This window comes from Paenibacillus sp. TAB_01, from assembly GCF_043945595.1.
GTDB lineage: Bacteria > Bacillota > Bacilli > Paenibacillales > NBRC-103111 > Paenibacillus_S.
Map to the genome: position 1 here is coordinate 4,627,787 of NZ_JBIFNP010000001.1, position 24,252 is coordinate 4,652,038.

The 24,252-nt window shown below is 48.8% G+C and carries 24 protein-coding genes, 1 pseudogene and 1 other annotated feature; of the genes and pseudogenes, 5 read left to right on the forward strand and 20 right to left on the reverse strand.

From position 1 onward, the window contains the following. Window positions 1-96: 96 nt before the first annotated feature. Window positions 97-361, reverse strand: a binding site (T-box leader). A gap of 69 nt (window positions 362-430) precedes the next feature. From ACHHV8_RS22440 to ACHHV8_RS22470, 7 genes and pseudogenes are all read right to left on the reverse strand, one after another. Next, on the reverse strand, window positions 431-1,522 hold the full coding sequence (locus ACHHV8_RS22440) for a HAMP domain-containing sensor histidine kinase (RefSeq protein ID WP_395161684.1): 1,092 nt from the start codon (window positions 1,520-1,522) through the stop codon (window positions 431-433). After that, window positions 1,515-2,211, reverse strand: a pseudogene (locus ACHHV8_RS22445) (response regulator transcription factor). The gene ACHHV8_RS22440 and the pseudogene ACHHV8_RS22445 overlap by 8 nt, the downstream one beginning before the upstream one ends. Window positions 2,212-2,330: 119 nt before the next feature. Continuing rightward, on the reverse strand, window positions 2,331-2,855 hold the full coding sequence (locus ACHHV8_RS22450; protein ID WP_395161685.1) for a VanZ family protein: 525 nt from the start codon (window positions 2,853-2,855) through the stop codon (window positions 2,331-2,333). A 33-nt stretch (window positions 2,856-2,888) separates the two neighbouring features. Further along, window positions 2,889-3,752 carry a M15 family metallopeptidase gene (locus ACHHV8_RS22455; RefSeq protein WP_395161686.1) on the reverse strand — a complete coding sequence of 288 codons (864 nt, stop codon included), beginning with the start codon at window positions 3,750-3,752 and terminating at the stop codon, window positions 2,889-2,891. Between the two features lie 105 nt (window positions 3,753-3,857). Beyond that, window positions 3,858-4,769, reverse strand: coding sequence for an SDR family oxidoreductase (locus ACHHV8_RS22460; RefSeq protein WP_395163592.1), 912 nt, complete (start codon window positions 4,767-4,769; stop codon window positions 3,858-3,860). A gap of 239 nt (window positions 4,770-5,008) precedes the next feature. Next, window positions 5,009-5,317 carry a hypothetical protein gene (locus ACHHV8_RS22465; RefSeq protein WP_395161687.1) on the reverse strand — a complete coding sequence of 103 codons (309 nt, stop codon included), beginning with the start codon at window positions 5,315-5,317 and terminating at the stop codon, window positions 5,009-5,011. A 174-nt stretch (window positions 5,318-5,491) separates the two neighbouring features. Continuing rightward, on the reverse strand, window positions 5,492-6,376 hold the full coding sequence (locus tag ACHHV8_RS22470) for a TetR/AcrR family transcriptional regulator (protein WP_395161688.1): 885 nt from the start codon (window positions 6,374-6,376) through the stop codon (window positions 5,492-5,494). A gap of 198 nt (window positions 6,377-6,574) precedes the next feature. Here ACHHV8_RS22470 and ACHHV8_RS22475 point away from each other — a divergent pair, with 198 nt between their 5' ends. The 4 genes from ACHHV8_RS22475 (at window position 6,575) to ACHHV8_RS22490 (ending at window position 11,267) form a co-directional block, all read left to right on the forward strand. Then, window positions 6,575-7,279, forward strand: a complete 705-nt coding sequence (locus ACHHV8_RS22475) for an MBL fold metallo-hydrolase (RefSeq protein WP_395161689.1) — start codon at window positions 6,575-6,577, stop codon at window positions 7,277-7,279. After that, window positions 7,276-8,367: an AbrB family transcriptional regulator gene (locus ACHHV8_RS22480; protein ID WP_395161690.1), complete on the forward strand. Its 1,092-nt coding sequence runs from the start codon at window positions 7,276-7,278 to the stop codon at window positions 8,365-8,367. Before ACHHV8_RS22475 ends, ACHHV8_RS22480 begins: the two co-directional genes overlap by 4 nt. A 166-nt stretch (window positions 8,368-8,533) precedes the next feature. Continuing rightward, window positions 8,534-10,009 carry a DHA2 family efflux MFS transporter permease subunit gene (locus ACHHV8_RS22485; RefSeq protein ID WP_395161691.1) on the forward strand — a complete coding sequence of 492 codons (1,476 nt, stop codon included), beginning with the start codon at window positions 8,534-8,536 and terminating at the stop codon, window positions 10,007-10,009. A 469-nt stretch (window positions 10,010-10,478) separates the two neighbouring features. Then, window positions 10,479-11,267 carry a class I SAM-dependent methyltransferase gene (locus ACHHV8_RS22490; RefSeq protein ID WP_395161692.1) on the forward strand — a complete coding sequence of 263 codons (789 nt, stop codon included), beginning with the start codon at window positions 10,479-10,481 and terminating at the stop codon, window positions 11,265-11,267. A gap of 496 nt (window positions 11,268-11,763) precedes the next feature. Here ACHHV8_RS22490 and ACHHV8_RS22495 read toward each other — a convergent pair whose 3' ends face one another. The 7 genes from ACHHV8_RS22495 to ACHHV8_RS22525 all read right to left on the reverse strand — a co-directional run bounded on the left by ACHHV8_RS22495 (window position 11,764) and on the right by ACHHV8_RS22525 (window position 18,595). Then, window positions 11,764-12,591: a carbohydrate ABC transporter permease gene (locus ACHHV8_RS22495; RefSeq protein ID WP_395161693.1), complete on the reverse strand. Its 828-nt coding sequence runs from the start codon at window positions 12,589-12,591 to the stop codon at window positions 11,764-11,766. Then, window positions 12,581-13,456, reverse strand: coding sequence for a carbohydrate ABC transporter permease (locus tag ACHHV8_RS22500; protein ID WP_395161694.1), 876 nt, complete (start codon window positions 13,454-13,456; stop codon window positions 12,581-12,583). The genes ACHHV8_RS22495 and ACHHV8_RS22500 overlap by 11 nt, the downstream gene beginning before the upstream one ends. Window positions 13,457-13,479: 23 nt before the next feature. Continuing rightward, on the reverse strand, window positions 13,480-14,556 hold the full coding sequence (locus ACHHV8_RS22505; RefSeq protein ID WP_395161695.1) for a glycoside hydrolase family 130 protein: 1,077 nt from the start codon (window positions 14,554-14,556) through the stop codon (window positions 13,480-13,482). A 37-nt stretch (window positions 14,557-14,593) separates the two neighbouring features. Beyond that, window positions 14,594-15,916: an ABC transporter substrate-binding protein gene (locus ACHHV8_RS22510; RefSeq protein WP_395161696.1), complete on the reverse strand. Its 1,323-nt coding sequence runs from the start codon at window positions 15,914-15,916 to the stop codon at window positions 14,594-14,596. A gap of 107 nt (window positions 15,917-16,023) precedes the next feature. Further along, on the reverse strand, window positions 16,024-17,031 hold the full coding sequence (locus ACHHV8_RS22515) for a LacI family DNA-binding transcriptional regulator (RefSeq protein ID WP_395161697.1): 1,008 nt from the start codon (window positions 17,029-17,031) through the stop codon (window positions 16,024-16,026). Window positions 17,032-17,229: 198 nt separating this feature from the next. Continuing rightward, complete coding sequence (locus ACHHV8_RS22520; RefSeq protein WP_395163593.1) at window positions 17,230-17,430, reverse strand: hypothetical protein; 201 nt, start codon at window positions 17,428-17,430, stop codon at window positions 17,230-17,232. A gap of 169 nt (window positions 17,431-17,599) precedes the next feature. Then, a complete protein-coding gene (locus ACHHV8_RS22525) occupies window positions 17,600-18,595 on the reverse strand; it encodes a hypothetical protein (RefSeq protein ID WP_395161698.1) in 996 nt (331 codons plus the stop codon). 179 nt (window positions 18,596-18,774) lie between these two features. Between ACHHV8_RS22525 and ACHHV8_RS22530 the strand changes: the two genes are divergently transcribed. Further along, the gene (locus tag ACHHV8_RS22530; protein WP_395161699.1) at window positions 18,775-19,212 is read left to right on the forward strand and encodes a MarR family winged helix-turn-helix transcriptional regulator; all 438 of its coding nucleotides are present in this window, start codon (window positions 18,775-18,777) and stop codon (window positions 19,210-19,212) included. A gap of 116 nt (window positions 19,213-19,328) precedes the next feature. Here the strand turns inward: ACHHV8_RS22530 and ACHHV8_RS22535 are convergent, their stop codons facing one another. The 6 genes from ACHHV8_RS22535 to ACHHV8_RS22560 all read right to left on the reverse strand — a co-directional run bounded on the left by ACHHV8_RS22535 (window position 19,329) and on the right by ACHHV8_RS22560 (window position 24,201). After that, a complete protein-coding gene (locus ACHHV8_RS22535) occupies window positions 19,329-19,898 on the reverse strand; it encodes a Na-translocating system protein MpsC family protein (protein ID WP_395161700.1) in 570 nt (189 codons plus the stop codon). A gap of 683 nt (window positions 19,899-20,581) precedes the next feature. Then, window positions 20,582-21,805: an FAD-dependent oxidoreductase gene (locus ACHHV8_RS22540; protein WP_395161701.1), complete on the reverse strand. Its 1,224-nt coding sequence runs from the start codon at window positions 21,803-21,805 to the stop codon at window positions 20,582-20,584. Then, window positions 21,744-21,968: an FAD-dependent oxidoreductase gene (locus tag ACHHV8_RS22545; protein WP_395161702.1), complete on the reverse strand. Its 225-nt coding sequence runs from the start codon at window positions 21,966-21,968 to the stop codon at window positions 21,744-21,746. Before ACHHV8_RS22545 ends, ACHHV8_RS22540 begins: the two co-directional genes overlap by 62 nt. A gap of 14 nt (window positions 21,969-21,982) precedes the next feature. Next, window positions 21,983-23,113, reverse strand: coding sequence for an extracellular solute-binding protein (locus ACHHV8_RS22550; RefSeq protein WP_395161703.1), 1,131 nt, complete (start codon window positions 23,111-23,113; stop codon window positions 21,983-21,985). 41 nt (window positions 23,114-23,154) lie between these two features. After that, window positions 23,155-23,337: a hypothetical protein gene (locus ACHHV8_RS22555; protein WP_395161704.1), complete on the reverse strand. Its 183-nt coding sequence runs from the start codon at window positions 23,335-23,337 to the stop codon at window positions 23,155-23,157. A gap of 30 nt (window positions 23,338-23,367) precedes the next feature. Further along, on the reverse strand, window positions 23,368-24,201 hold the full coding sequence (locus ACHHV8_RS22560) for a carbohydrate ABC transporter permease (RefSeq protein WP_395161705.1): 834 nt from the start codon (window positions 24,199-24,201) through the stop codon (window positions 23,368-23,370). Window positions 24,202-24,252: the final 51 nt, after the last annotated feature.

A 24,252-nucleotide genomic window follows, 5' to 3' on the forward strand; every position in this document is an offset into this window, starting at 1 on the left:
AATTAAGCGCTCGTTACATAATATACATCTGCATGTGTACGGTGTTATTGATAAGGCTCCAACAAAAAAAATCCCACCCCCAAGACTAGTCGTAGTCTTGGGGACGAGATTTGTATGCTCGTGGTACCACCCCAGGTTCGCTAATATGTCGCCATATTTGCCTCTTCAAGTACGGCATTACCTCGTAATGCTTATACTCTAGCTCTGTAACAGGAGCTCCTGGCACACCATCCCTGGAAAGTCCGAGTTCCGATGTGCTGCTCTGAGCCTTTTTTCAATAAAGAATTCGATGCTCCTTTTCAGCGGACGGAGCTCTCTGTGTATGAATCCATTTATTTACTCTTCTCATCATCGCATTTAAATATACTGCGATTATATTATCAAATTCCCGCGATGCGGTAAATACTTTTTTTGAAATTAGTAAATATTACTAATCATTTAACGGCAGCCGAACCTCAAACAGTGTGCGGATCAGGCTGCTTTCCGCGGAAATAGAGCCTTGATGCTGGGCTACAATATTTTTCGCAATGAATAAACCAAGGCCGGTGCTCCCCTCCCGATGCGTCCGCGCCCGGTCGCCGGTATAAAACATATCGAAAATATGAGGAAGCTCCTCCGCAGGAATGCTGCTGCCGTAATTGACCACTTGAATGACCGCTTCACCCGCATCGGAATAGCCGGCAATGTCGATGAATTGACCGTCCTGTCCATAGCGGACGGCATTGGTCAGCAAATTTTCAAATACGCGCGCGAGCATCTCGCCGTCTCCCAGGATGGTCAAATGCGGGGTCACCTTCATGCGGGCCGTTAAGCTGTTTTTCTCCAGAAGCGGATATAATTCCTCATTTAATTGAACGAGCAGCTCGCTGAGATCGATGGGCTCCCGCTCCATGCTGAGCTTGCCGTAGTTCATCCGGGTAATTTCGAAAAGCTCGTCAATCAGCTTCTCCAGCCGCTGCGACTTGGTATAAGCAATCGTCGTGTAGTGCTTCCTCTGTTCGGCCGTCAATTGATCGTCCTGAAGCATGAAGTCCAGGTAGCCCAATACGGAAGTCAGGGGCGTACGCAGATCGTGAGCCAGGTTCAGGACCAGCTGCTCCTTGCTCTTCTCCGCAAAATCCCCTCTCTCCAGCGCTTGCTGCAGCTGCTCGCATGCCCGGTTGATGTCTTGGGCAATATCCCCGAATTCATCGTCCGACAGGATGCGGATGCGGCTGTTAAATTGGCCGTTGGCGAGCTGGTTGATCCCGCCCGATATTTCATGAAAGTAAGCCGCGTAACGCTTGGTGAAGCGAAAGAAGAAATAGAAAGAGAGCGGAATAAATATAATTAGAAAGAAATTAACATCCCCGATATCTCGAATGAAATAACGGACTTTCGTCAAAGGGCTTTCCAGCTTGGTCGTATGATAATAGAGCTGAAGAGCTTTATAAACCATATAAGTAATGGCCGCGGAGCACAGCATGCTGAGGCCGAACAGCAGCACCATTTTAAATCGAAAGCTTCGGATCGCTTCAGCCATTGAACGTATATCCTACCCCCCAGACGGTTTTGATCAGTTTATTCTTGTGCTGGTTCATCCCCGAGCTTTTTGCGCAAGGTGCGAATATGAACCATAACCGTATTGCTCCCTTCATAATAAGCTTCGCCCCATACCTGCTCGAAGATATGCTCGGAGCTGTACACCTTCTTCGGATAGCTGGCCAGAAGGTACAATATATCGAACTCCTTCGGCGTCAGCTCGATAGGCTTGCCGTACAGGAATACCGTCCGCTCTTCAGGGTGGATGACGAGTCCTCCCGCCTCCAAGGCCTGCTGATTCGCCTGCCTGGTCTGATTAAACTGAATCGACCTCCGAAGCTGCGCATTCACACGCGCAACCAGCTCCATCGGGTTGAAGGGCTTGGTCACATAATCGTCCGCCCCTCGAACCAGCCCTGCGATTTTATCAAGATCAGTGGCCTTGGCGCTCAAAAAAATAATAGGCAGGTGGTGCTGCTCCCGGATCTGTCTGGTCACTTCATAACCGTCCAGCTTCGGCATCATAATATCTAAAATCGCCAGATCGATAGAATGCGTCTTGACAGCGGTTACCGCTTCCTGACCGTCAAATACTTTGATACAGCGGTAGCCCTCTTTTTCCAGGTGCAGCTCGATCAGATCGGCGATCTCTTCCTCATCGTCAGCTATCAGAATCGTAATAGATTTCATAGTCCCACTCCCTGCAATAGGATTAGTATGACTCTATAGTATCAGATTCATTCCCGATCCTGTTAATCTGCAAAAAGGAGACAAGTTTAGAGTTTAGGCTTGATTATGGTGCGTCGCCGCTAGACCATCGTATCTCCCGGTTGGGGAACCTTGGAGCCTAGCTGCATGAACCAGACGCACAATTTCACCGCAGTACAGCCTATCAGACCTCCGCAAGTATTCAGCAGGAGATCATCGACATCAAATCTCCCAATGGCCAGCACGGCCTGCGAGAGTTCCAGCATGAGACTTAATCCAAAGGAATACAGGCATGCGTTTATAGCCGATAAGCTGCTTTTGGCGGACAGCAGTCCGATGAATATGCCGAAAGGAATGAATATCGCGACATTCCCGACCAGGTTAATGAAATCATGAACAGTCAACACATGAAACCTTCTCGATATTTCTTGGAACGGGGTCAGATTGCCTTCCCGCAATCTAGCCATAATTCCTCTAGGCTGTTCCATACTTTGCTTGAGCCGCTGCCCAAGAAACACCGGTTCCATAGGGCCAAATTTAAATAAAATAATTTTAACCAATAGATAGACATATACGGCCATCACCGCTTGCAGAATGACGCGATTCCTCGTTCCCCGTTTGTTCATTGGCTCTCCTCTTTCCCGGTGTTTATGCTTAGATCAACGATATACGGTTACAATGACCCCGTCCGTGTTGCTGCCCGAAATGTCGTAGCGTCCGCTGGCAGGCACTTGAAGAGTCGTGTCCCCGGAGATCGGATAGTAGAAAATATCATAGGTTTGATTCCCCACAACCGTCGTAAATGACTTTTGTTCCTGTAAGAAGTCCAGATATTCCTCCAGGACCCAACCCTTCTCGTGCATAACGGCACTGTGCGGCAGACCGACATAGCGAAAATGCCAAGGCTCGTACTGGATGCCGGTAACGGCCGTTTTATCCTTCGGGTACCTCAAAATAAAGCCGTACCTCCATGCGTTTGCTTTCAGCCACTTTCCCTCCGGCGCCTGGTTCATTTCCGATTGCGTAGAGCCAATATCCAGCGATAAGCCCAAGTTGTGCTCGCTGTATCCCGCAGGCATGGCATACTCACCGCCCATCTGCCGGTACAGCAGATCCTGTTCCTTGGCGTCTCTGTACCCGCTGCTGATTAAAAAATGGCGGACACCGTCCTTCTCGGCCGCCCCGATCATAGCTGAAAATTTTTGCACCAGGCGTGGCGACAGGCGGATGGAATGATCCAGCAAACCGAAGCCTTGGACCAGCTCCTTATGCTGAAATAGGTTAACCGCTTCGGAAGCTCCAACTCCCTTGGGACCAGGATGGTCATTGTTCACCAGCAGCATGTCGCCCTGATGAATCTGATCCTTGGTTACTTTTATTGTCAGTCCCGGCTTTGATGGCGCCGTTTTCCCGGCCTGATTTGTGCCTGCCGGAGGCTGTTCCACCCTGATGTCCGGTTCGTATTGAGCCGCTCCATAGCCCGCCAGCGCAAGCAGAACAAGCCAAAAAAACCATTTCTTCATCTCTAGTTTCCTCCTAAGCGTTCGTCCGTTTTAGGATAAGGAAAACTATTAAAAAAGAAATGGTGCTAAAAATAAAATTTTTATTAAATGGCCGCTGCGGCCCGATTACCGATACCCGGAAGCGTCCGCAGGCTTGCCTGCCTCCTGTACTTCTACAAGATAGCGCCAGCAGTCGGGCTGCGAGCCGTCCAGATCACGAAAGCCATACTCTTGTGCGAGCTTGCCGCTTGACAAAGAACGGCCGTTCCAACGCCCGACATTCGGATCCTGGGCAAGCGCGGCAACCGCGCGCCCGGTAAATCTCGGCGATTCCGATATGACAAAATGAGGCTCCTTGGCCGCAGCGTCACGCCAGTTTTCTTCCTTGACTCCATAATGCTCCAGCATGATCTCCGAGCGCATCCAGCCCGGAGTCAAAGCCACCGCAGTACATGGATAAGGTGACAGCTCGTGGGCTAAAGACTGAGCCATACGAATGACAGAGGTCTTGGCCAAATCATAAAATAAAGATAAACGATAATTGGCCTCGTTGTACTCCGCGGTGCCGTCGGTAATCTCGACGACCAGCCCGCTCCCGCTTCGAATTAACAGGGGCAGGGCAAAATGGCTTGTAATGATATGCGTATCAATCGCAAGCCGAAGCGTACGCAGTCCCCCCTCAAGCGAATGCTCCCAAACGGGCATGTTCCATTGGGATAAATGCTCCGCCCCCCATACATCGTTAACCAGAATGTCCAGCCGTCTTTGCTCCTGCTCAATGCGCGCCATTAAAGCCTGAACCTGTTCCGGAACCAGGTGGTCCACTTGAACCGGTATTCCATGCCCGCCCGCTTCGTTTACGAGCTCGGCGGTTTCCTCAATCGTCTCCGGGCGGTTATACTCGGAGCGCTGCGTACGTGTCGTCCGTCCGGTCACATATACGGTGGCTCCCGCTGCACCTAATTCGACCGCTATTCCTCGGCCTGCGCCTCGCGTTGCGCCAGCCACCAGTGCCGCTTTCCCTTTCAGAGGCTGCATCATTTACCGCTCCTTTCATTGATCTACAATGCAGTATAGACCATAACTATGTCAGCCTATGTCATAGTCAAAAATGAAAAAAAGGCTTGGCCCAGGAGGACGCCGCCGAAAACCGGGATAAAGAGGAGCGCTACGTTTCTACCAAACGTGTTCGCCCGCTTACCCGGTCTTTCAGCGGCCCGCCAAGTGCAGCCAAGCCCCTCTTCATTCTGTCCGCGCTATAACGCCGCGCTATGCTGTCAGCGTGTAACCGCAAGCTCATTCGGACGGTGAAAATGAACGAGGGCCATCGACCGTTCCCCATCCACGACATATTCAAACTCCTTCAAGCGTTCAAACCCGTCATCAAATGTATGCTGAATATCCAAAGTAAAGTCAATCCGTTCAGGCGCGCCTGCTACAATGCGGAGGCGCATGCGTCCCTGCTCGTCCTGCCAGGCGATAACGGTTCCGTCATTGAAAACAAAGGGGCGGAACTCCAGCTTGGTTAGAGGCTGCTCCTCAATCCGTTTCACGACATGATTCACGACATCTATAAGCGACTTCATAGCAAACCCCTCCATTATAAATTCATCTTCCTTCAAGCTCCATTACCCTCCTGGCAAGGAAACGAAAAAAGGAGACAATATAGTATACGTAGCTTGTATACTTTTATTGTCTCCTTTTACATCCGAATCAATCTATTTCCTATTATTTATAGCATCGCCGATAGCCGGGGGCTGTTATGACAATAGAAAGTGCAGCTGCCGAAGATGTGACCGGAGCTCCGGAATCAGGTCCAGATAAGTAGTGAACACACGGATCAGCGTCGCATCCGGGGACGGGCGGCCGCATTCCTCTCCGAGCATCGCGGCAACCTTCTGAAGCTCTTTACGTTCGCTGTCGGGCTTCGACAGCTGGCCGATTTTATCGCTCATCATCTCTATCAGCTGCTCCACCGTCGCCTGCCGGACCGGAGGGTCGCTTGGATTCAAATAATTAAAATAGATATTGCGGCCGTCGATCACCGGCTTCGGCGAGGAACGGATCAGCTCTTCGGTCAACGCGTCCATCCGGTCGGCCAGGAATGCCGCCAGCTCCGACATCGGCAGCGCAATGACCTTCTGCTGAACGTAGTTCAAATATTCTATATGAATGCCCCGGAAAATCGCGACCACATCCCAAACATACGGCTCGATTCTTTCCCCGTAGGCATCGATAAGCAATTCATGGCGCCAAGCCTGCAGCGCAGCTTTCTTGCGCTTCCAAGCTGTGATGAAATTATCGTTGGCCGTAATGGGCAGCTCCTTGAAATCAATCATAAACAGATGATTGTCCACGGTATATTGCAGCTGCAGCTCAATCTTGCGCCGCAGCTTTTCTTTGGGCGGCCAATTAAGCTCATTCCCCAGACGATCCAGCGCGGCTGCCTGGTCGAGCAGCGTTTGGTGGCATGCGACGAACGCTGCCGTGAATAAATCTTCCTTGGAAGCAAAAAATTTATAGATGCTGGCTTTGGCCATGCCGCATGCTTCTGCGATATCCTGCATCGATGCGGCGGTGTATCCTTTCATTCGAAACAGATCCATGGCGGTGTCCAGAATTTTACTTTTTTTCATATCTTCCATCTATTATCCCCCCCTTCTATCTTGACATGAGAGCAGATGAACGTCAACGTTGCTCATTGACGATAAAACTATGCGGTTCTATAATGAACTCATAAGTTTTAATATTCATTATTCCACAAGGGAGGTGGCCGGCTCCTGCCTCGATCGGCTTGAGGCCAGGGAATCGGTATACACATGCGAATTGCGCAAGGCATTGAAATGTTAGAATTACATTTGGGACCTATGACCGTTTGTCCCACGATTTTGTATGACAAAGACTCCATGGTCTTGGCCGACACGGGCATGCCCGGCTCCGCTCCGGCAATCCGCGAGCTGATCAGGCAGGCGGGCGTCGGAGAGATCCCGCTGAGCTCGATTATTTTGACGCACCAGGATATTGATCATATAGGCGGCTTGCCCGAATTTGTGCCGGTTGAAGGCCAAGCTCCGATCGTATATGCGCATAAAGACGATGCGGATGCCATTAACGGCACAGAGCCGATGCTGAAGGTGACTCCGGAGCGGCTTGCCTCTTTCCTGCAGCCGTTGCCGGAAACGGTGCGGATGCTTTTTGAGCGGACCTTCCTGCACCCATTGCGCCCCAACGTCGACCGGCTGCTCGCAGACGGGGAGACACTTCCGATCGCCGGAGGGCTTACGGTCATTCATACCCCTGGGCATACGCCAGGCCATGTCTGCCTGTATCATCAGCCGAGCAAAACGCTGATCGCAGGCGATGCGATGCTCGCGATGGACGGCAAGCTGAAGGGGCCCAATCCGTCGGCAACGCCCCATATGGAACAAGCGCTGCAGTCGCTGAAGAAATTGATCGCTTTCGACATTGAAACGGTAATTTGCTATCACGGCGGACGCATCCAAGGCGATGTAACCAACCAAATTGCCGCATTGGCCGGTCAGTTATGATTCGTTTCCTCGTCACTTTCGTTATAGCTCTGGCAGGCGGTGCGCTGTTTACAGTTATTCATTCCCCGCTGCCCTGGCTGCTCGGTCCTATGGTATTCACTTTAATCGGGTCGCGGATGCTGAAACGAATTACACCGCTCTGGCCCGGCTTTCTGCGCAATACGGCCATGATTATTATCGGGTATTCGATCGGCCTGTCATTCACGATGACAACGCTGCGCGAGATGGGCCGGCAGTTGCCGACGATGATTCTAATGACGGTGCTGCTGCTGCTGTTCAGCGCGCTGATCGGCTATTGTGTTTCCAAAGTATCCGGCCTGCCGCTGCCGACCGTATTGATGGGAAGCATTCCGGGCGGATTGTCCCAGATGATTCTCCTCGCGGAGGATACCCCGGGCATCGATCTGACGGTCATGACGTTCTTGCAGGTTTCACGGCTTATGATGATTATTTTCTGTGTCCCTCTGCTAGTGTTCAGTCCGTTATTCAGCGGCCCCCGCACGGCGATCGAAGACACCGCCGCCGCCGTGGCTTCCCCTTGGGGGGATTTATTCCCCAACCTATTGCTGTTTGCCGTCGTTTGCGTCATCTTCGCGTATTTGGCTCAGAAAATCCGGTTTCCTTCCGCCTATTTGCTTGGTCCGATGATTGCGACGGCCGTTCTGAACCTATCGGGGGTATACGGTCCCTCCCTTCCATCCGGCCTTCTTGACGTTTCGCAGCTGCTGATCGGCACTTACGTCGGCCTGCTGCTTCGTCCTGAAAGTCTGACTAACAAGGTCAGAACCATCGGCTTGGCGTTCCTCAGCAACGCGGTGCTGATCTTGGGCTCGCTAGGTCTGAGCATTCTGCTGACCCGCATGCATGATATTTCCGCAGCGACCGCCTTCCTGAGCATGGTGCCCGGAGGCATGGATCAGATGGGGATCATGGCCAAAGAAATTCAAGCAGATATCGCCGTCGTCAGCTGCTATCAGCTGTTTCGAACCTGGTTTATCTACTTTGCGGTTCCGCCTTTATTGAAGCTGGCCTTCAAGCGATTGCTCCCTGAGGCCAGTACGGTGAGAGGGCAATCGCCTACGAATTAAGTGCGAGCTTTCCTATAATACAGGGTTTCAAATGGCAGACAAATAAAAGTGAGCAATGAAGAAATAACATTTTATAGAAAAATACCGCTGAAGCTGCAGCCAAGTGCCGTTCTTTCCGATGCTTAGCGCTGCTTTTGCGGAGGGAACTCATAGGAGGAAGAAACCATTGTCTTCAGAAGAAACATCAGGTCAGCGAAGTTGGCCCGTACTGACGGCCATTATCGCCGGCTCTTTTTTGACGGTTCTCAATTTGAGCACCATCAACGTCGCTGTCCCCGCCCTTATGCAGCACTTCCAGGGCGACCTGAGTCTCATCCAATGGACGATCACCGGCTTCATGCTGGCTATGGGCATCACCGCCCCGCTGGCCGGCTACGCAGGCGAAAGATTCAGCACCAAAAAGGTGTTTACCGCTTCGCTCATCGGCTTTACGATCTGTTCTCTGCTCTGCGCTACTGCGACAACTCCGCTGCTGCTCATCATTTACCGCATATTGCAGGGAGCCGTTACGGGGCTTGTGGGCCCTACTGCGATGACCATCGTCTATCAGGTCATTCCGCGGCATAAGCAGGCGGTAGGCATCAGTCTGTGGTCGCTGGCGGCCATGCTGGGTCCGGCCATCGGCCCTACTTTAAGCGGCTGGCTGCTTCAGCATCTCGATTGGTCATGGCTGTTCTGGATTAATGTCCCGCTCGGCGTGGTGGCTGTCGTCCTCTCTATCCTCTGGATACCGAGCTATAAGCTGAGCTCATCCCAATCGTTCGATGCGATAGGCCTTGTCACAGTTCTGGCAGGCAGCTTGTCTCTGCTCATCGCTTTCAGCGAGGCGAACAGCTGGGGCTGGCTTTCGGCCAAAACAGTACTCCTGCTCGCGGCCGGCGCTATCCTGATTGTCCTGTTCATATGGCGGGAGCGAAAAGCGTCTGCGCCGCTGTTGAACGTCAGAGTCTTCGGGTACACCCGCTATACGCTGACTCTTATCATTGCAACCATTATCACGGTCAGCCTCTATTCAGGCACACTGCTGACCTCTCTGTTCCTGCAAAACGTAGAGCGGCTTTCCCCGCTCCAAACCGGATTGGTGCTGTTCCCGGCCTCTCTCGTCATGGCTCTGGCCATGCCGGTTGTCGGCAAGCTTTACGTGCGGTTCGGCCCCTTCTGGCTGATCAGTATCGGCGTAACGATGATCTCCCTTGGAACGCTGGCGCTCGGCTGGCTCTCCGTCGATACCTCGCCCGCCTATATCGCCTGTTGGATGACCGTGCGCAACGTCGGCTTCTCTCTCACGATGATGCCTGCCAGCAACGCAGGCATGCAGTCGATTCCGAAGGAATGGGCCGGGCACGGCTCCTCCATGAGCAACTGGGTCCGCAACGTGGCCGGCTCGTTTTCCGTCGCTTTTTTCACGGGCCTGCTGACCTCCCGTACAGGCGTCCATACCGAAGCGCTCGCCCATGGCGCGGCCGCTAACGATCCGACGAAGCTGCTGGCTATGACGATGAGCGTGAACGACGTCTTTTTCGTGGCCGCGTGGATCGGCATTGTCGGCCTGCCTGTCGCCTTCCTGCTGAGAAACAGGAAGCAGAACGCATCCGGCGGCTCCGCTCCTCTGTCCAAAGAATACCGCGCTGTATCCCGCTAAGAGCGATCCTGCAGTTCTGAACTGCAGGACAGTAGGGTGGGACTGAGTATGGGACTAAGCTCGTGCCAAAACAATGAAGCTGCTTCGTACTTCCAGGCAGCTCCTTTAACCAGCCAAAATGGCGCCGCAGGGACTCAACCCTGTAGGCGCCATTTTGTTGTCTCACGTAAGCTTCGAGCGACCGTCCGAGCAGCACAGCAACACGGGCTTGGGATGCTGTCTTTGACCGGCTAATCGTGACGCTAACAGGCAGTTTATCTCAGCATACCAACAGAGAAAAAATGAGGAAAAGTAAGGTTTTTAGAGATAAACAGAGTTGTCATTTTCTGAAAATCCCAAATTTAGGCATTGTAATGCGAATGTGTAAAATGATCCAAAAGAGCGAACATGCGTTTTTACGGTTTGTAAAAAAAGAGATTATATTTTACGATTGGTAGCATTCGAAACCAAGAAGTAAGAGGAGGTTTAAATGAACAATATATTATTAAATTCAAGAAAAAACACTCTGGATACTAAAGGGGTTTTAGAACTAAATAAAAAGTTTTGGGATAGTACCACTGACAAATGGGTCGGTATAACTGCGCTCCCAACACTCGGATGCTTGATCCCATCCGAAGAAGATTTACATTTGTTTGGTGATGTTTCTGGTAAAAAAGTTCTTGAAATTGGTTGTGGAAGCGGTCACTCTCTTAAATATCTTGGCGACCATCATGCATCCGAGCTTTGGGGACTTGATATATCAACACAGCAAATTGAGATGACAACCCGTCATTTACAAGATTATGGATATGAAGCGCGTTTATTCAATAGTCCCATGGAAGAGAATCCAGGCTTACCGCTGAGTTATTTTGATATTGTTTATTCCATATATGCAATCGGCTGGACGATCGATTTACAAAAAACATTCGATTTGATCGCGTCTTATTTAAAACCAGGCGGTACTTTTATATTTAGCTGGGATCACCCGGTTATGAGATGTATGGATGTTGAAGAAGATAAGCTTGTAGTAAAAAGCTCTTATTATGATGAAAATCTTTATACGTTTGAAAAATACGGCTTTGATGCTGCATTCAGCAAAAGGAAAATCTCAACGTATGTTAACGCTTTATCTAAAGCAGGATTTATTATTGAGGAAATGATAGAAGAAACGGATAAACAAACCCTTGAAAGGGAAAGTGAAATTGAACAAAGATATCATTCTGCTTTCAACGCGAAAATGTTTCCCTTGTCCTTCGTTTTTAAAGCAAGAAAACTTTAACCGGTATTTAAGCAAAAGTAAAAAAGCTAATCTAACGGGAAACGCTAGTTAATATATATCTAGGTGTCCCTTGGGATAAGGAAAACGGCATGCCGGATAATACATTGCGGCGCCTTGGGGAGACGGACAAGTTGAACGGCTCGAACCGATGTGTTCATCAAGGTTGGCTTATACACCGAAGGACATCCTTAACTTCCTATAAAGCATTGGGCAAGCGGGTCCCTGCGTTTCCCGCAGGCGCAGCCAAGCTTTTCACTCCGGCGGCGGAACCGAAACGGAGCCGTCGAATGTTTCTGGAGAAGCGTCAGCGGTCGCCTTTGTTCGCGGATTCCCTCCTCAGCTAACTCATTCCAGGAATCCGCGAGCAACAGCGATCGGAAGAACATTCGACGGCGCAGTGCCCCGGTCACCATATCTGCTCTTTTCACCTTGCCAAATGCCAAAAGCGCCGGCCCAATTGGGGCCGACGCCATCAGCGCAAAGCAAAGCTGCATTTCTATTTAAGAGCAAACTGCATGCCCTCTTTGAAGTTTTTACTGAACAGAATAAACAGGATCAGCACCGGCAGCGTTAGAACAACCGAAGCCGCGTACAGCGGTCCCGGATAATCCTGATACGGACCGAACATCTGGGCCAGCATGACGTTTAAGGTCAGCAGCTTCTCGCTTTTGACAACGAGCATATCCCAGAGCAGCTCCACCCATCTCTCCATAAACAAGAACAGGAACAGAATCGTTGTGATCGACTTGGCAATCGGCATAATAATCTGGAATACGACTCTCATTTCAGAGGCGCCGTCCATTTTGGCCGCTTCGATCATTTCGTTAGGGATTCCCCTGAAATAGTTCGTGTACATGAAAATCGCCCACAGGCTGACGGACTTCGGCAAAATCATGCCTAAGTAGCTGTTCGTTAAGCCCATTTCTTTGACGATCATAAACGTAGGCACCAGAATAATGACAGCCGGGAAAAACATTTGGAACAAAATAATCGTATTCACGGCCCTGCTGCCCTTAAACTTCAGCTTTGTAATCGCATACCCGACAAGCACGGCGGAGAACAGCATGAGCAGCGTCGAGCTGATCGTTACGACAAAGCTGTTGAACAGCGCGCTAAGCCAAGGTCTGGCCGCGCCGCTGTCTCCCCCGGTGAAGATCCATGTATACGACCGGAGTGTGAGATGCGTCGGAATTAAGCTGCGGTCGACCTGATCCCATGGCGCCAGCGAGGACAATATCATATAGATATAGGGCCACACGTTCATCAGGAGCATAACAGTCGCGAAGCAGTACAACAGAGTCATTTTAAGACGTTTACCAGCCATTCTTTGTACCCCACTTCTCTAATAGCGTACGGAAGATAAATACCGTGATGAAGGTCAGCAACGCGTTGACGACGGCAATGGCCGTACCATAGCCTGCGCTCAAACGGGTAAATGCCTGGTTATAGATTTCGATCTGCCACGTATTCGTAGCCAAGTTAGGTCCGCCGCCGGTCAATACGTAAGGCTCCGTAAAGATGTGGAATACGACGCCGATCGCCAGGATCAAAACGGTATACATTTGCGGATAGATCATAGGCAGCGTGATCAAACGGAATTTCTTAAAGCCGGTCACGCCGTCCAGTAAGGCGGCCTCGTGCACTTCCTTCGGCGTGCTCTCAAGTCCCGAAAGCAGCAGCAGCGCGTAGTAGCCGGAGAGCTTCCAGGTGATCATGCCGCAAAGAATCATCAAGGCAAGCGTCGGACTTCCGAACCAATCGATGTTGGTATGAAACGTTTTGCGAATCCATTCATTCACCGGGCTGTTATACGAGAATAACCCGCGTGCCACAACGGCGCTCGCTACTCCAGACGCCAGGTAGGGAAGGAAGAAGCCGATCGCGAATACCTCTTTAAATTTAGGCAAACTGTACACCGTCAGCGAAAGAATTAACGAGCATACCAGCGCCATCGGGATCAGAATAATCATGAATTTATACGTGACCCAGAAGGCGGCGTGCACCCGCTCATCCTTCAACATGTCCGTAAAATTCTGAATGCCGACGAAATCGTATTCCGGGGAAATCAAATTCCAGTTGGTTAACGATAAGTAGACGGACCAGCCTAGCGGAAACAAGAAGAAAATAAGCGTATAGATAACATAAGGGCTGGCGAACAACCAGCCCAGTTTATGATTACTTTTTACCATTTGAGCACCTCTTTAACCCTGCCTTAAACGCCGAGCGCACGATACAATTCCTCAATATGAATCTCGGCCAAGGCAATGACATTATCCGCACCGCCATAGTAAATTTTCACGATATTGTCTTCGAACAGAACACCGTCCGTAAAGACGACATTACCGAAGAAGCCTTCCACTTCATAAATGGCTTCCGGCTCAAGGATCGGCTCCTTGGTCTTGGCAATAATCTTATTCGGATCTTCCAGATCAAGCAGAACGGCCCCAAGGGAATAACGGTTCGTACGATCTGCGCCGTGATAAATTTCTACCCAGCCTTTTTCCGTTTTGAAAGGCACCGCGCCGCCGCCGATTTTCAGCGACTCCCATACCGAGTCTACGCCCATCAGGAATTGATGCTCTCCCCAGTGAGTCAAGTTAGGCGAGGTCGCTGTCCACATTTCCGCGCGGCCGATTTGCTTCGGTACCGGGCGGTGAAGCGCGAAATATTGCCCGCCGATTTTCTCAGGGAAAATCGTCACGTCTCTGTTCTCCGTCGTGAAAATAATGCCCATACGTTCAACGGATTCAAAATCGGTCGTTTTGGCTAAAGCGGTTGTGATCCCTTTGTCCGATACGGCGGTGTAGTTGATATAATACACGCCGTCCAGCAAAGTAATGCGGGAATCCTCCGTACCGAAGGCTTCGTAACGGTTGCTCGGGAAAATAAAAGCTTTTTCTTCTACGACAAAGTCCACTCCATTTTTACTGCGGGCCAGTCGCAGGTGAGACATTGAAGTCAGATACACATAAGTATCTATATCCTTTTGCTTCACCTTTCTTGGATCGGAGAAATCATAGGCTGCATCGCTGCGGTCCAGCGTGTGAATATCCACTTCGAAGGTATCGCCCTTTTGTCTCAGGATCGGAACGCGAAGCTTGTTCGCGTCCTCCTGTTTAGGCCGCTCCGCAACGCGGAGAAGCAGGATCACTTCATCTTTATAGCGGGCAACGCCAGCATTAAATACGCACTCTACCGTAAAATCGTCTCTTAAAGGCTTGACGTCTTTAGGTGTAATTAAAGGATTTTTGATATGTCTGGTTATATTTATCTTTGTTGTGGTCTCCATGTAGTTTCTCCCCATCTTCCCTTAATCATGAATAAATTTACTTTTTGCTGAGCGCCGCTTTGATTTCCGTTTCCGTTTGAGCCCAAGCTGCAGCCGGATCCGCCCCATTGTTTACAATAGGATTCACGCCTTTTTCCCCAAGGATCGTATGAATATCAACCATTTTCGGACTGTTCATTGTCGGAATACCGTTCGGTACCTGCTGCCCGAATACTTTGATCGCAGGATTTTCATCCAGGAATGCTTTAAAAGTATCGTTCATATCCACATCATCGCGTGCCGGTGTATTATACGTTGCTTGCATAAGCTCCAAGTCATGCTTCGCATCGGACAACAGCCATTGCATGAAATCGAGAGCCGCCGCCTGCTGTTCTTTCGTCGCGCTTGCGTAAACGACCAAGCCTTTAGCATCTGCAAAAGTTTTCACGTCCGCAGTGCTTACGCCGTCCGGTACAGGTACAGGGGCAACTGCATAGTTCTCGCCGAATTTCAAATTAGGGAATTTGTCTTTCCATGTAGCTACATCGGAAGTTCTAAGGTAGCGGCTGACGGCAAGGCCCGTCTCGAAAGCATCGTTCGCTTTTTGCGACAGCAAATATTTATTATCGCTCAGCTTTTTGAAGAAGGAGAATACATCGGTTGCGGCTTTGCCGTCTGCAACCATTTTGTTGCCTTCAACAAACATATTGCCGTTCGTGGCCGCATTGTAGAACATGAAGAAATCCGTCCAGCGGAAATAATAAGTAGGCTGCGAAATTCTGTCATTGAAATAAAGGAACTTGTCCGGGTATTTCGCTTTCAGCTTCTCGCCGACAGCCAGCATTTCGCTGTACGTTTTCGGCGGTTCGTTGACACCGATTTCTTTCAAAATATCGGTACGCCAAGCGATCATATCCGAAATCGAGAACACCGGCATCACATATTGGCTGCCATCCGCCAATTTCCAGTTGTTGATCGTTTTTTCCATCTTCCGGTCGGTTACAACTTTTTTAAATTGATCCGTTTCACCAATATTCACGATCGCTTTATTCTCGGCTAATTGAGCCGCGAAGCCTCTTGTAATGTTCTCGGACATGGTTGGCGCCGTACCCGAAGCGATAGCGGATTGAATGCCTGCTTCCGATGTCGGACTTTCCGGCATTTGGCTTACTTTAATTTCAACATTCGGATGATCCTTCGCGTAATCGGCCGCCATCTTGTTCCAGAAGGCCACTTGCTTCGTATTCGGTGCCGACCAGAAGTCAACTGTTACTTTCTTGCCACCGCTTACATTTGCACTATCATCGGATTTTGCTCCACCACAAGCGGAAAGCGTCAAGACCATAGAGGTGGAAAGCAGCAATGCTGTTATTTTTTTCATAAAGCCTCCAGTTAGCATGAATTATGGTGTGGAATTACATTATTGAAGAATTACTAAAATTAATTAATCACGTGATATTGATATTAAATCATCATTACAAAAGCTTGTCAAGAATGTTTTGTAATTCTTGTCGAATTTCGTAGAATAAGCTCGGCAGGAAGCAGTATTTCTTCAGCCGGATCGGTTTTATGGGCCAGACGCCAGAACAGCTTATCTACCACTCTTTCACAGAAATGAACCCTGTCAATCCGCATCGTCGTTAACGAGGGGTGGCACATCGACGCTAAAGGAATATCGTCAAAGCCGCATATGGAGACATCTTCAGGGACCACAATCCCCCGTTTCGACAAATTTTGCATCAATAAAAACGCGGACATGTCGTTGGAACAAAACCATGCCGTCGGATATTCGCCCAAGCTATCCAGATAACGGGTAAATTCCGCTTCGGTGTGGGAATGCTTCAACAGCATAAAAGATTCCTGCGCCGTTATATTATGCTCACGAAGGCATGTCAAATATCCTTCATAGCGTTCCATGTAACTGGGGGACTGATCTACCGATCCGATAAAGCCGATGGCGGAATGCCCCAATTCAATAAGCTGCTCCACCGCTTGGTAAGCTCCGTAACGGTTATTCGTCAATACGCAGTCCATCTTGCAGCCAGGGTAATGGTGATCGACCAGAATGCAAGGGATGCCTGACGTCTCCAGCTTCTTCAAATAGGCTTTATCCAATTGAGACAAGACAATGACCGCATCCACATCCGAGTTGGTAATGAACGGCGGCAGCACAAGCTGTTCCACCTGCTCCTGCTGAATGGTATTGACCAGCAAGTGGAATCCCCTTGCCTTCAATTCCTTTTCGATACCCAAATATATTTCGGCAAAGAAACCACTGTGCTGGATGACAGATTCGGTAGCCACCAGCCCGATATAGCCCCGCTGGACGACGCTCTGCTTTTGCTGGTACCTATAACCCATGCGCTCCGCGCACTCGATAATCTTCCTTCTCGTTTCCTCGCTAACTCCCGGTTTCCCCGATAAAGCTTGAGAAACAGTGTTTTTTGTCGTATTTAAAGCATCAGCGATCATTTGCATAGTTACATGTTTTGGCATAGACACATCCCTCTTCCATAGACAACTAAATATTACTTATCATATCATAAAGTAAACACAATATTTTGTCACGTTATTTTCAATTATTTTCAATGACTAGAAAAAGAACCTGAACAAAAGTTGGATACACAACTTTTATTCAGGCTCTTTTTCAACGGTGCCTGGGATTCCATTGCATTGCCTTATGGCGGTACGGCATTACAGACTTAAGTTCATATCCTGCACAGCCGCTTGGCTTTCTGTCAATAAAGCTCGCAGCTCATACAGGTGCTTGGAGGACATGGCAGCATCCTGCTGTAAAATAAGCTTCAGCTCGGGATCTGTCACCAAAGCCTGCATCGTCTTGGATTTGGTTAATCCAACCGTTTTAAAGGCGACAATTTCATGAACCTCCAGCATTTCATGCAGGGCGTTTGACTTGTTCACTATCGATTCCCCCGTTTGGCCTCTTGGCTTCCTGATCGGTATGACATGAGAGGTCATGCCACCTCCGTTTTATTTTGCCGGCCTTGGAGCAAATCATACCTGCAATGAAGCAGTTTCCTTACAACTCTGCCAGGACCCGGTGCTACTGCCGTTCGGATGAGTCGCTGCCAAGCTCAAATATTAATTGCTTAAACGTGTCGTAAGCGGGTTTGGGGGTATAATCATCCCGCATAATTCCGAATTGATAGAAGAGATCATCCTTCGAGCTGTCGGCGTCGCGGAGCCCAAAAAGCTCATAATGCGTAATATGAAGCTCCAGGCGAAGCTTGTAAATGGTCCGTATAACCGTCTCCAGCACGGCCGCTTGATGCTCGTAAGTTCTTTCCAGCTGGACAAATGGATTTTTTCCGGTAGGCCAGCCGTTTTCCGTAACCCGTATAGGGATAGATGCAGGGATACCAAGAGCCTTCAAGTTGGTTTCCCTTAAATGACGAAGCGTCCGTTCAACGCTAGCCGGTATTTCCGCAATATCGAGCGGCTCCTCGAATACATCCACATAAAAATTATGGCCGACAAAATCGACCGAATCCACGAACGGCTTCCCTCCGAGCTTCGCAAGGCTTTCCCAAAAATCCGGGAGCGTCATGGGGCCGTCGGGCACGGATCCGAATCCTATCTTTACGTGGGGGCAGACGCGCACTGCTTCTTTCTTGGCGGCGACAACCCCTTCCACCAGCGCCTGCAGCGCATACGGCTTGGAGCCTTCCATAAACGACAGGTTGGCTTCGTTCGTGATTTGAAGCGAAGCCAGGCTAGCGCCATACCGGTGAATTACTTTGCGGACAAAAGCAAGCCAAAGATGCATATCGATGTCCGGCTCTTGCAGGCATCCGATGACCAGGTCACCCAATAACCCGGAATGAAGATACCGGTCCGCCACTTCTATAGTTCTCGATTCGGCTTCAGGTCCCGTGTAAATTAAGTAATTTCTTGGAAGCAGCATTTTGCTTTTCCCGCGCAGCTCCTGAAGGGCCGATTGAATGGCACCATCGTCATCCTGGGGGCCGACAGCCAATCCGACAGGTGTGCCGGCCACACTCATCGGATAAATTCCGAACGTCAATCCTTCACCGTTCATGCTTTCCACGCTCCTTTACCCTATTCAACAGATAGTAAATTATTTTTTACTAAAATGAAGAGAATTCCCAGATACCATGATATAATAATCATATTTCAATCTATTACTACACGTAATAGTAAATAATCATTTACATAATGTCAACCTCACAAAATAAATAATAAAGGATTGTGTACGAAATGAATGCCACGCCCGAACAAATTTCTCAAGACTTCGTCCGGCTCCTGCCTTTGGTCTATAACAAGCTCGCGTCAAGCCCCAAGAAAGCCTCGAGTCTGACTCATCTGCAAATTCATATATTGGAAGAAATGATGCACGCCAGGGAAGGAATTTCCGTTACACAGCTGGCTCAGCGGATCCGCATTTCCAAGCAGCAATTGACTCCTCTCATTCATAAGCTGGAAGAACATGAATTCGTGTCAAAATCGCAAAACCTCGAGGATAAGCGTTCGGTCAAGCTCATGCTTACGGAAAAGGGGACAACCGAGGTCATGAAGCACTGGGAGGGATTCCAGCAATTGCTTTCCAGCCGGATCGGCCAACTGGATGAAGATGATTTGTTGGATCTTGATTTCGCGATCAACAAAATCATCCGGATTTTTGCCAAGCTGGACTGACTTCCATAAGCAGCCCTCATCTTGCAGCAAGCGTCTCCGTACGGAGGCTGGCGGCAAACTTTAAAAGGCCATCCATGACGGATGGCCTTAAAGAGAACGTTCACATTGCATGGGAATTAATTGACGGGATTCAGAATAAACACGATGACGCTTTTATCCAAACAAAAATTCCAATCGGCAAAAACGTCTGCTATTTCGGTCTTTAAAATTTGCTGTATTTTATGGCTGCTGCGCAAATATTTCATTTCGAGATTACGCTCGGCCAGTTTTAAGCTTTCTTCAAACCCCAGCCGCATCAGTTCCTTCCCAATGTTTATAAGGATGCCTTCGCGGATGACGAGGAGCGTTCTTTCATTTAGCATACAGGAGTAGATTGCATCCGGCTTCTTTTGAACCTGCTGGCTGATGTGTCCGATTTCTTGATGCAGCTCTTTTTGCCCCGCATACTCTTCTGGTGCGGCTTCTACATACTCCCCTCCTGATTCGATACCGACAAAAATCCCGGAATGGTTATGCATTCCCCAATCATAATAAAACTCTGCTATATTCATACCTGTCAGCAGCAATAAGTAGGCTTTAATTTCAGGAATCAACGACTTCATCACAAGGTCTCTAGTATTTAGAATCGAGAGGATTTGAGCTTGCTGAAGCAGGATTTGTTCTGTCGGCGCCAAAAATTTCCGCAAATAAATGACAATATATGGGCGGCTGATACTAACAAAAATAGATTGTGGTTACTTTCCCAAAAGCCTCTCTCAGCAATCTTCCTATGTAGCTTGCAATTTCATTTTGGGATTGTTTTTTTGTATTATCCAAAAAATCCATCCTCGGTTTAGGTAAAAATGCAGTATTCTATTTACCCTATTTTTTATCTTAATGCCTTATTTCGATTAAATAGAATCATCTCTTCAAACAATTGCTTGTTTAAGGATATCCATCTGTGCGCTTCCCTCGTTTCGTCAATTAGTTGTAACCTGAGAATGGGAGCAAAAAAAGCCTAAATAAAAAGTTGCTGTTAACAACTCTTATCCAGGCTTATGTCCAGCTCTATCTCTGGTTCATTAATACCGTAATATTGAACACACAGCAAATATTTCGATAACGCTCATCCATGCAATCCGAAAGTTAAGGCAAAAGCGTCGTATCTTTCACCCTAACCATTATTTTAATAATTTTTTTATATTAAAACAACATCAAATTTAAATTGTTTTATGCAGCCTCTGAAGCGCAGCTCATTTCTCCTTGTTTTTGACGCAAATCGTCCGGCATGCGCCATGGCTTTTAATGCTCGTATGTAACAAAAAAGCGGCGCAGTTATTCAATGCTGCCGCCGCTTTAATTAGGTTATATGTGATGATGTAGGAACTTACTAAATAATTGCTCTTTGACTTTGCAGTCTTCCCTGCAGCTGACTTATATTAATTCCCCGCGTGACTTCATTCTGCTCGGCTGCCATTGCAGCCGCAACGCCAGCCGCCTGGCCAATCGCCATGCAGTGGGATTGTACTCGTGTCGAAGCCAGCGCCTCATGCGTAGCAGAAATACAACGCCCTGCTACAAGCAAATTGTCCAGATTGACCGGAAGCAAGCTGCGGTATGGAATATCGTAGGCATCGTCAAGCTCTGTCCAGACGTTGGTATGGTCGTGCGGACTATGAATGTCGACCGGGAAGCAGCCTTTAGCAATGCTGTCTTCGAATTTGGCTCCGTGCAGAACGTCATTCTGGGTTAAGACGTAATCGCCGATAATACGGCGCGTTTCCCTTACACCTACCCGGGAAGCGGCGCTGGATAAGGAAGCCCGCTCGAAGCCCGGCAAGTATTTGCGGGCGAAGGCCACGACGGACATGACTTGCTGTCTGAGATCAATTTCTGCGCGAATCAGCTCTTGATTGTTCGTGCCATCAATGCGGTTGACCCGGGTTGCGTTAAACAGCACATCGCCGTCGCGATAATCGGAGAACAACGTCAGTCTCTCACGGCCGACATTCAGCTCCCCCCTTTCCTTCGCTTCGGCCACGGCGCGGTTGAATCCGCTGAGTGCGACCATACGCTTGGCAAAGTGCGCCGGAAGGTTGTCAGGCAGAATCGGATAGGTTACCCAAACCAGCTCGTCCCGATGGCTTAATGTGTAGTCGATGAACTTGTCCAGATCGACATAGCTCATCTTGAACAGGGATGAAACCGGCTGTGCCAATCCATCTGCACTGCGGCCGTATTCGTAGCTCGCACCGGCCGATACCGCAATATCGCCGTCACCCGTCGCGTCGATATACTGCTTTGCGCGGATGATGTCTTTGGATGATTTGTTACGAATCCCGATTTCCGTCACCTTGCCGTCCTTCGTTCGCACCTCATCCACATACGTATTCAGCAGCAGCTTAACCCCGGCCTCCAGCACAAGCTTGTTTAAAACAAATTTCAATATTTCTGCATCGAACGGAGTAATATATCCGCCTGTTCCCTGTGTGGAGCCGGGCTTATCATAGGGGCACTTGACCGTGCCAGTTGAGCCTTCATATGCAACCAATTCATCGACAACATCTTGAAAGACCCCGCTTATGACTTGACGATCCTGAAAATAATTCGTCATCCAGGGTCCGGACCAAGCTGCCGGTACCGGCTCCTCCCAGAAAAGAGCTCGGTTCAACGAGCACCGTACTGACGCCGGAACGTGCTGAAGCAATTGCTGCTGCAATCCCGGCCGGGCCGCCGCCGATGACGGCAACTTCATAATGATAGATGGTTGTGTCCATAGTTACTCACTCCTTTAATTTTTGGCCAGAAGGTCATCTGCCCGTTTTTTCATACTTTGGACTGCATCCGCCGTAGGTTTATCACCAATTAAGGCACGTTCGCCTTCCTCGTCAACAATCTTCTGGATTTCAGCCAAGTTTTTGAACTGCGTATCGTTCACATACTCCACATCCGCGAAAACGACCCTCTTGAATGATTCGACATCAAACAGTTTTTCCGGGTTATCGCCAAGTACAAGCTTGGCTACCTTTTCTTTGTCTACCTTTTTCCAAGCCGGAACCCGTCCGCTGGAAATAAGCGGCTCATTGCCTTCCGTCACGTACCATTGCAAGAACTTCCAAGCCGCTTCTTTATTCTCTGAATTGGCATTAATGGTGGTAAAGTCAAGATAACCCGTGCCGCCTCCAATAAATTTGCTGTTAGCGGTCATCTTGGGTGTTGGTGCAAACGCCGTGACAAAATCATGCGGGAAGTCCTTCGTATTCTTAATGCTGCGAATGCCTGCCGTTCCGTTCCAAACCATTGCGGTTTTACCTGAGAGGAACAGGCTTGTTCCCTGCAGCTTGGACGTTTTGGCTTCCGAATAAGGAGGCTGTACCTTTAAATTCCGCTCCATATCCACCATCGTATCCAGGTACGATTTGAATACAGGGTTATCCAGATTGCTAGCCTTATCATCCTTGTAGAATGCATTGGGTCCCAGCTCTGTTTTTACCGTTTTATCCATCCATTCATAGATTTTGGGCTCCAGATTGCCGACAAAAGACCCCCAGCGTTTATCATTGCCGTCACCTTTGGTCAATTTCACCGCATACTCTTTATATTGATCCCAAGTCCATTCCGTTGGTACCGGAAGCTTGGCCTCATCCAAATAAGATTTATTAAGGGAAACAAAGTCGTTCAAAATGATTGCAGGAATATAATAGGACTTGCCGTTAAATTTCGTAACCGCTTTATCGCCGAAGTTATCATTCATATCAAACTGGTCTTTGGAAATATAAGCGTCCAGCGGCTCTACCATATTCGCATTGATCCGCTTCACCAGCTTATCCATACGGTAGTTAATGAAAATGTCGACCTCGCCGCCTGCCATAAGTGAGGTTTCCAGCTTCGTATTCCCCGCTTCATCATTGACAAAACGCACGTATTCAACCTGAATATCCGGATGAGCTTTATTCCAGTTATCTACTGCTTCTTTGGTCCGCTTTCTTCCGGAACCGCTCCCCAAAATTTAAGCTTCACGACTTTGCCGGGGGTTGTCCCGCTGCCTGCTGCATTGTCTGCTGTCTGATTCGAACCGCAGCCAACCAATCCCATCGTTACAAGACTTGCGGAAAGAACGAGTCCTATCATTTGTTTATTCTTCATTTTGTAAAGCCTGCCTCTCTGTATATGTTTTTAGCCTTTGACCCCAGACGATGCCACTCCCTGAATAAACCAGCGCTGGCCGAATAAGAATACCGCAATCACTGGTAAAATAGAACTCACTGCGGCAGCCATCATTTGCGGATAATTGGTACCGGAATCATCCACGAAGTTAGTAAGTCCTAACGGGACGGTAAATAATTTCTTGCTTGTAATAAAAACGAGCGGATTTACGAATTCATTCCAATTCCACGTAAAACTAAGAATAATTAACGAAACCAGCGCCGGCTTGGACAATGGAATGAAAATGCGCGTCCATATTTGAAAATGATTGGCGCCTTCCATTTTCGCCGCTTCAGAGAAATCCCCCGGAATCGTTAAATACGTTTGGCGCAGCAAGAAAATGCCTATGGCTGTGAAGATCCCCGGTAGAATGAGCGCCCAGTGTGAATTGTAGATACCTAAATAGTTGAACAATATAAATCGAGGAATCAATGTGACTTGATCGGGAACCATCATAGTCGCCAGAAAAATAAGAAACACAAAATTTTTCCCTTTAAATTCAAACCGCGCAAAACCATAAGCTGTGCATGAACTAATGATAACCGCACCAATGACGGAAAATACCGTTACTTTAATGGAGTTAAAGTAATAAAGACCGAAAGGATGGGAGCCCAACCATATTTCCTTATAGTTATTCCATTGCATCTTAGCAGGTATCCAAATCATCGGATTATGAAAAACATCAATTTGTTTTTTCAACGATGTGGACAGCATCCATAGAAATGGCAGCAGCATTGTCGCCGCTACCGCAGCGAGTAAAACGGTAATGAACAGCTTCAGCCCATTGTTCTTGAGCCACGTCATGCCTGTCTCCTCCTTCTAGTAATTAACCCAACGCTTTTGGCCGATCCATTG

Excerpts from the sequence above, each read along its gene's own strand:
- ACHHV8_RS22440 (WP_395161684.1), bottom strand. The coding sequence starts at position 1,522 with ATGGCTGAAGCGATCCGAAGCTTTCGATTTAAAATGGTGCTGCTGTTC.
- ACHHV8_RS22450 (WP_395161685.1), bottom strand. The coding sequence starts at position 2,855 with ATGAACAAACGGGGAACGAGGAATCGCGTCATTCTGCAAGCGGTGATG.
- ACHHV8_RS22455 (WP_395161686.1), bottom strand. The coding sequence starts at position 3,752 with ATGAAGAAATGGTTTTTTTGGCTTGTTCTGCTTGCGCTGGCGGGCTAT.
- ACHHV8_RS22460 (WP_395163592.1), bottom strand. The coding sequence starts at position 4,769 with ATGCAGCCTCTGAAAGGGAAAGCGGCACTGGTGGCTGGCGCAACGCGA.
- ACHHV8_RS22465 (WP_395161687.1), bottom strand. The coding sequence starts at position 5,317 with ATGAAGTCGCTTATAGATGTCGTGAATCATGTCGTGAAACGGATTGAG.
- ACHHV8_RS22470 (WP_395161688.1), bottom strand. The coding sequence starts at position 6,376 with ATGGAAGATATGAAAAAAAGTAAAATTCTGGACACCGCCATGGATCTG.
- ACHHV8_RS22475 (WP_395161689.1), top strand. The coding sequence starts at position 6,575 with ATGTTAGAATTACATTTGGGACCTATGACCGTTTGTCCCACGATTTTG.
- ACHHV8_RS22480 (WP_395161690.1), top strand. The coding sequence starts at position 7,276 with ATGATTCGTTTCCTCGTCACTTTCGTTATAGCTCTGGCAGGCGGTGCG.
- ACHHV8_RS22490 (WP_395161692.1), top strand. The coding sequence starts at position 10,479 with ATGAACAATATATTATTAAATTCAAGAAAAAACACTCTGGATACTAAA.
- ACHHV8_RS22495 (WP_395161693.1), bottom strand. The coding sequence starts at position 12,591 with ATGGCTGGTAAACGTCTTAAAATGACTCTGTTGTACTGCTTCGCGACT.
- ACHHV8_RS22500 (WP_395161694.1), bottom strand. The coding sequence starts at position 13,456 with ATGGTAAAAAGTAATCATAAACTGGGCTGGTTGTTCGCCAGCCCTTAT.
- ACHHV8_RS22505 (WP_395161695.1), bottom strand. The coding sequence starts at position 14,556 with ATGGAGACCACAACAAAGATAAATATAACCAGACATATCAAAAATCCT.
- ACHHV8_RS22510 (WP_395161696.1), bottom strand. The coding sequence starts at position 15,916 with ATGAAAAAAATAACAGCATTGCTGCTTTCCACCTCTATGGTCTTGACG.
- ACHHV8_RS22515 (WP_395161697.1), bottom strand. The coding sequence starts at position 17,031 with ATGCCAAAACATGTAACTATGCAAATGATCGCTGATGCTTTAAATACG.
- ACHHV8_RS22520 (WP_395163593.1), bottom strand. The coding sequence starts at position 17,430 with ATGCTGGAGGTTCATGAAATTGTCGCCTTTAAAACGGTTGGATTAACC.
- ACHHV8_RS22525 (WP_395161698.1), bottom strand. The coding sequence starts at position 18,595 with ATGAACGGTGAAGGATTGACGTTCGGAATTTATCCGATGAGTGTGGCC.
- ACHHV8_RS22530 (WP_395161699.1), top strand. The coding sequence starts at position 18,775 with ATGAATGCCACGCCCGAACAAATTTCTCAAGACTTCGTCCGGCTCCTG.
- ACHHV8_RS22540 (WP_395161701.1), bottom strand. The coding sequence starts at position 21,805 with ATGACGAATTATTTTCAGGATCGTCAAGTCATAAGCGGGGTCTTTCAA.
- ACHHV8_RS22545 (WP_395161702.1), bottom strand. The coding sequence starts at position 21,968 with ATGGACACAACCATCTATCATTATGAAGTTGCCGTCATCGGCGGCGGC.
- ACHHV8_RS22555 (WP_395161704.1), bottom strand. The coding sequence starts at position 23,337 with ATGAAGAATAAACAAATGATAGGACTCGTTCTTTCCGCAAGTCTTGTA.
- ACHHV8_RS22560 (WP_395161705.1), bottom strand. The coding sequence starts at position 24,201 with ATGACGTGGCTCAAGAACAATGGGCTGAAGCTGTTCATTACCGTTTTA.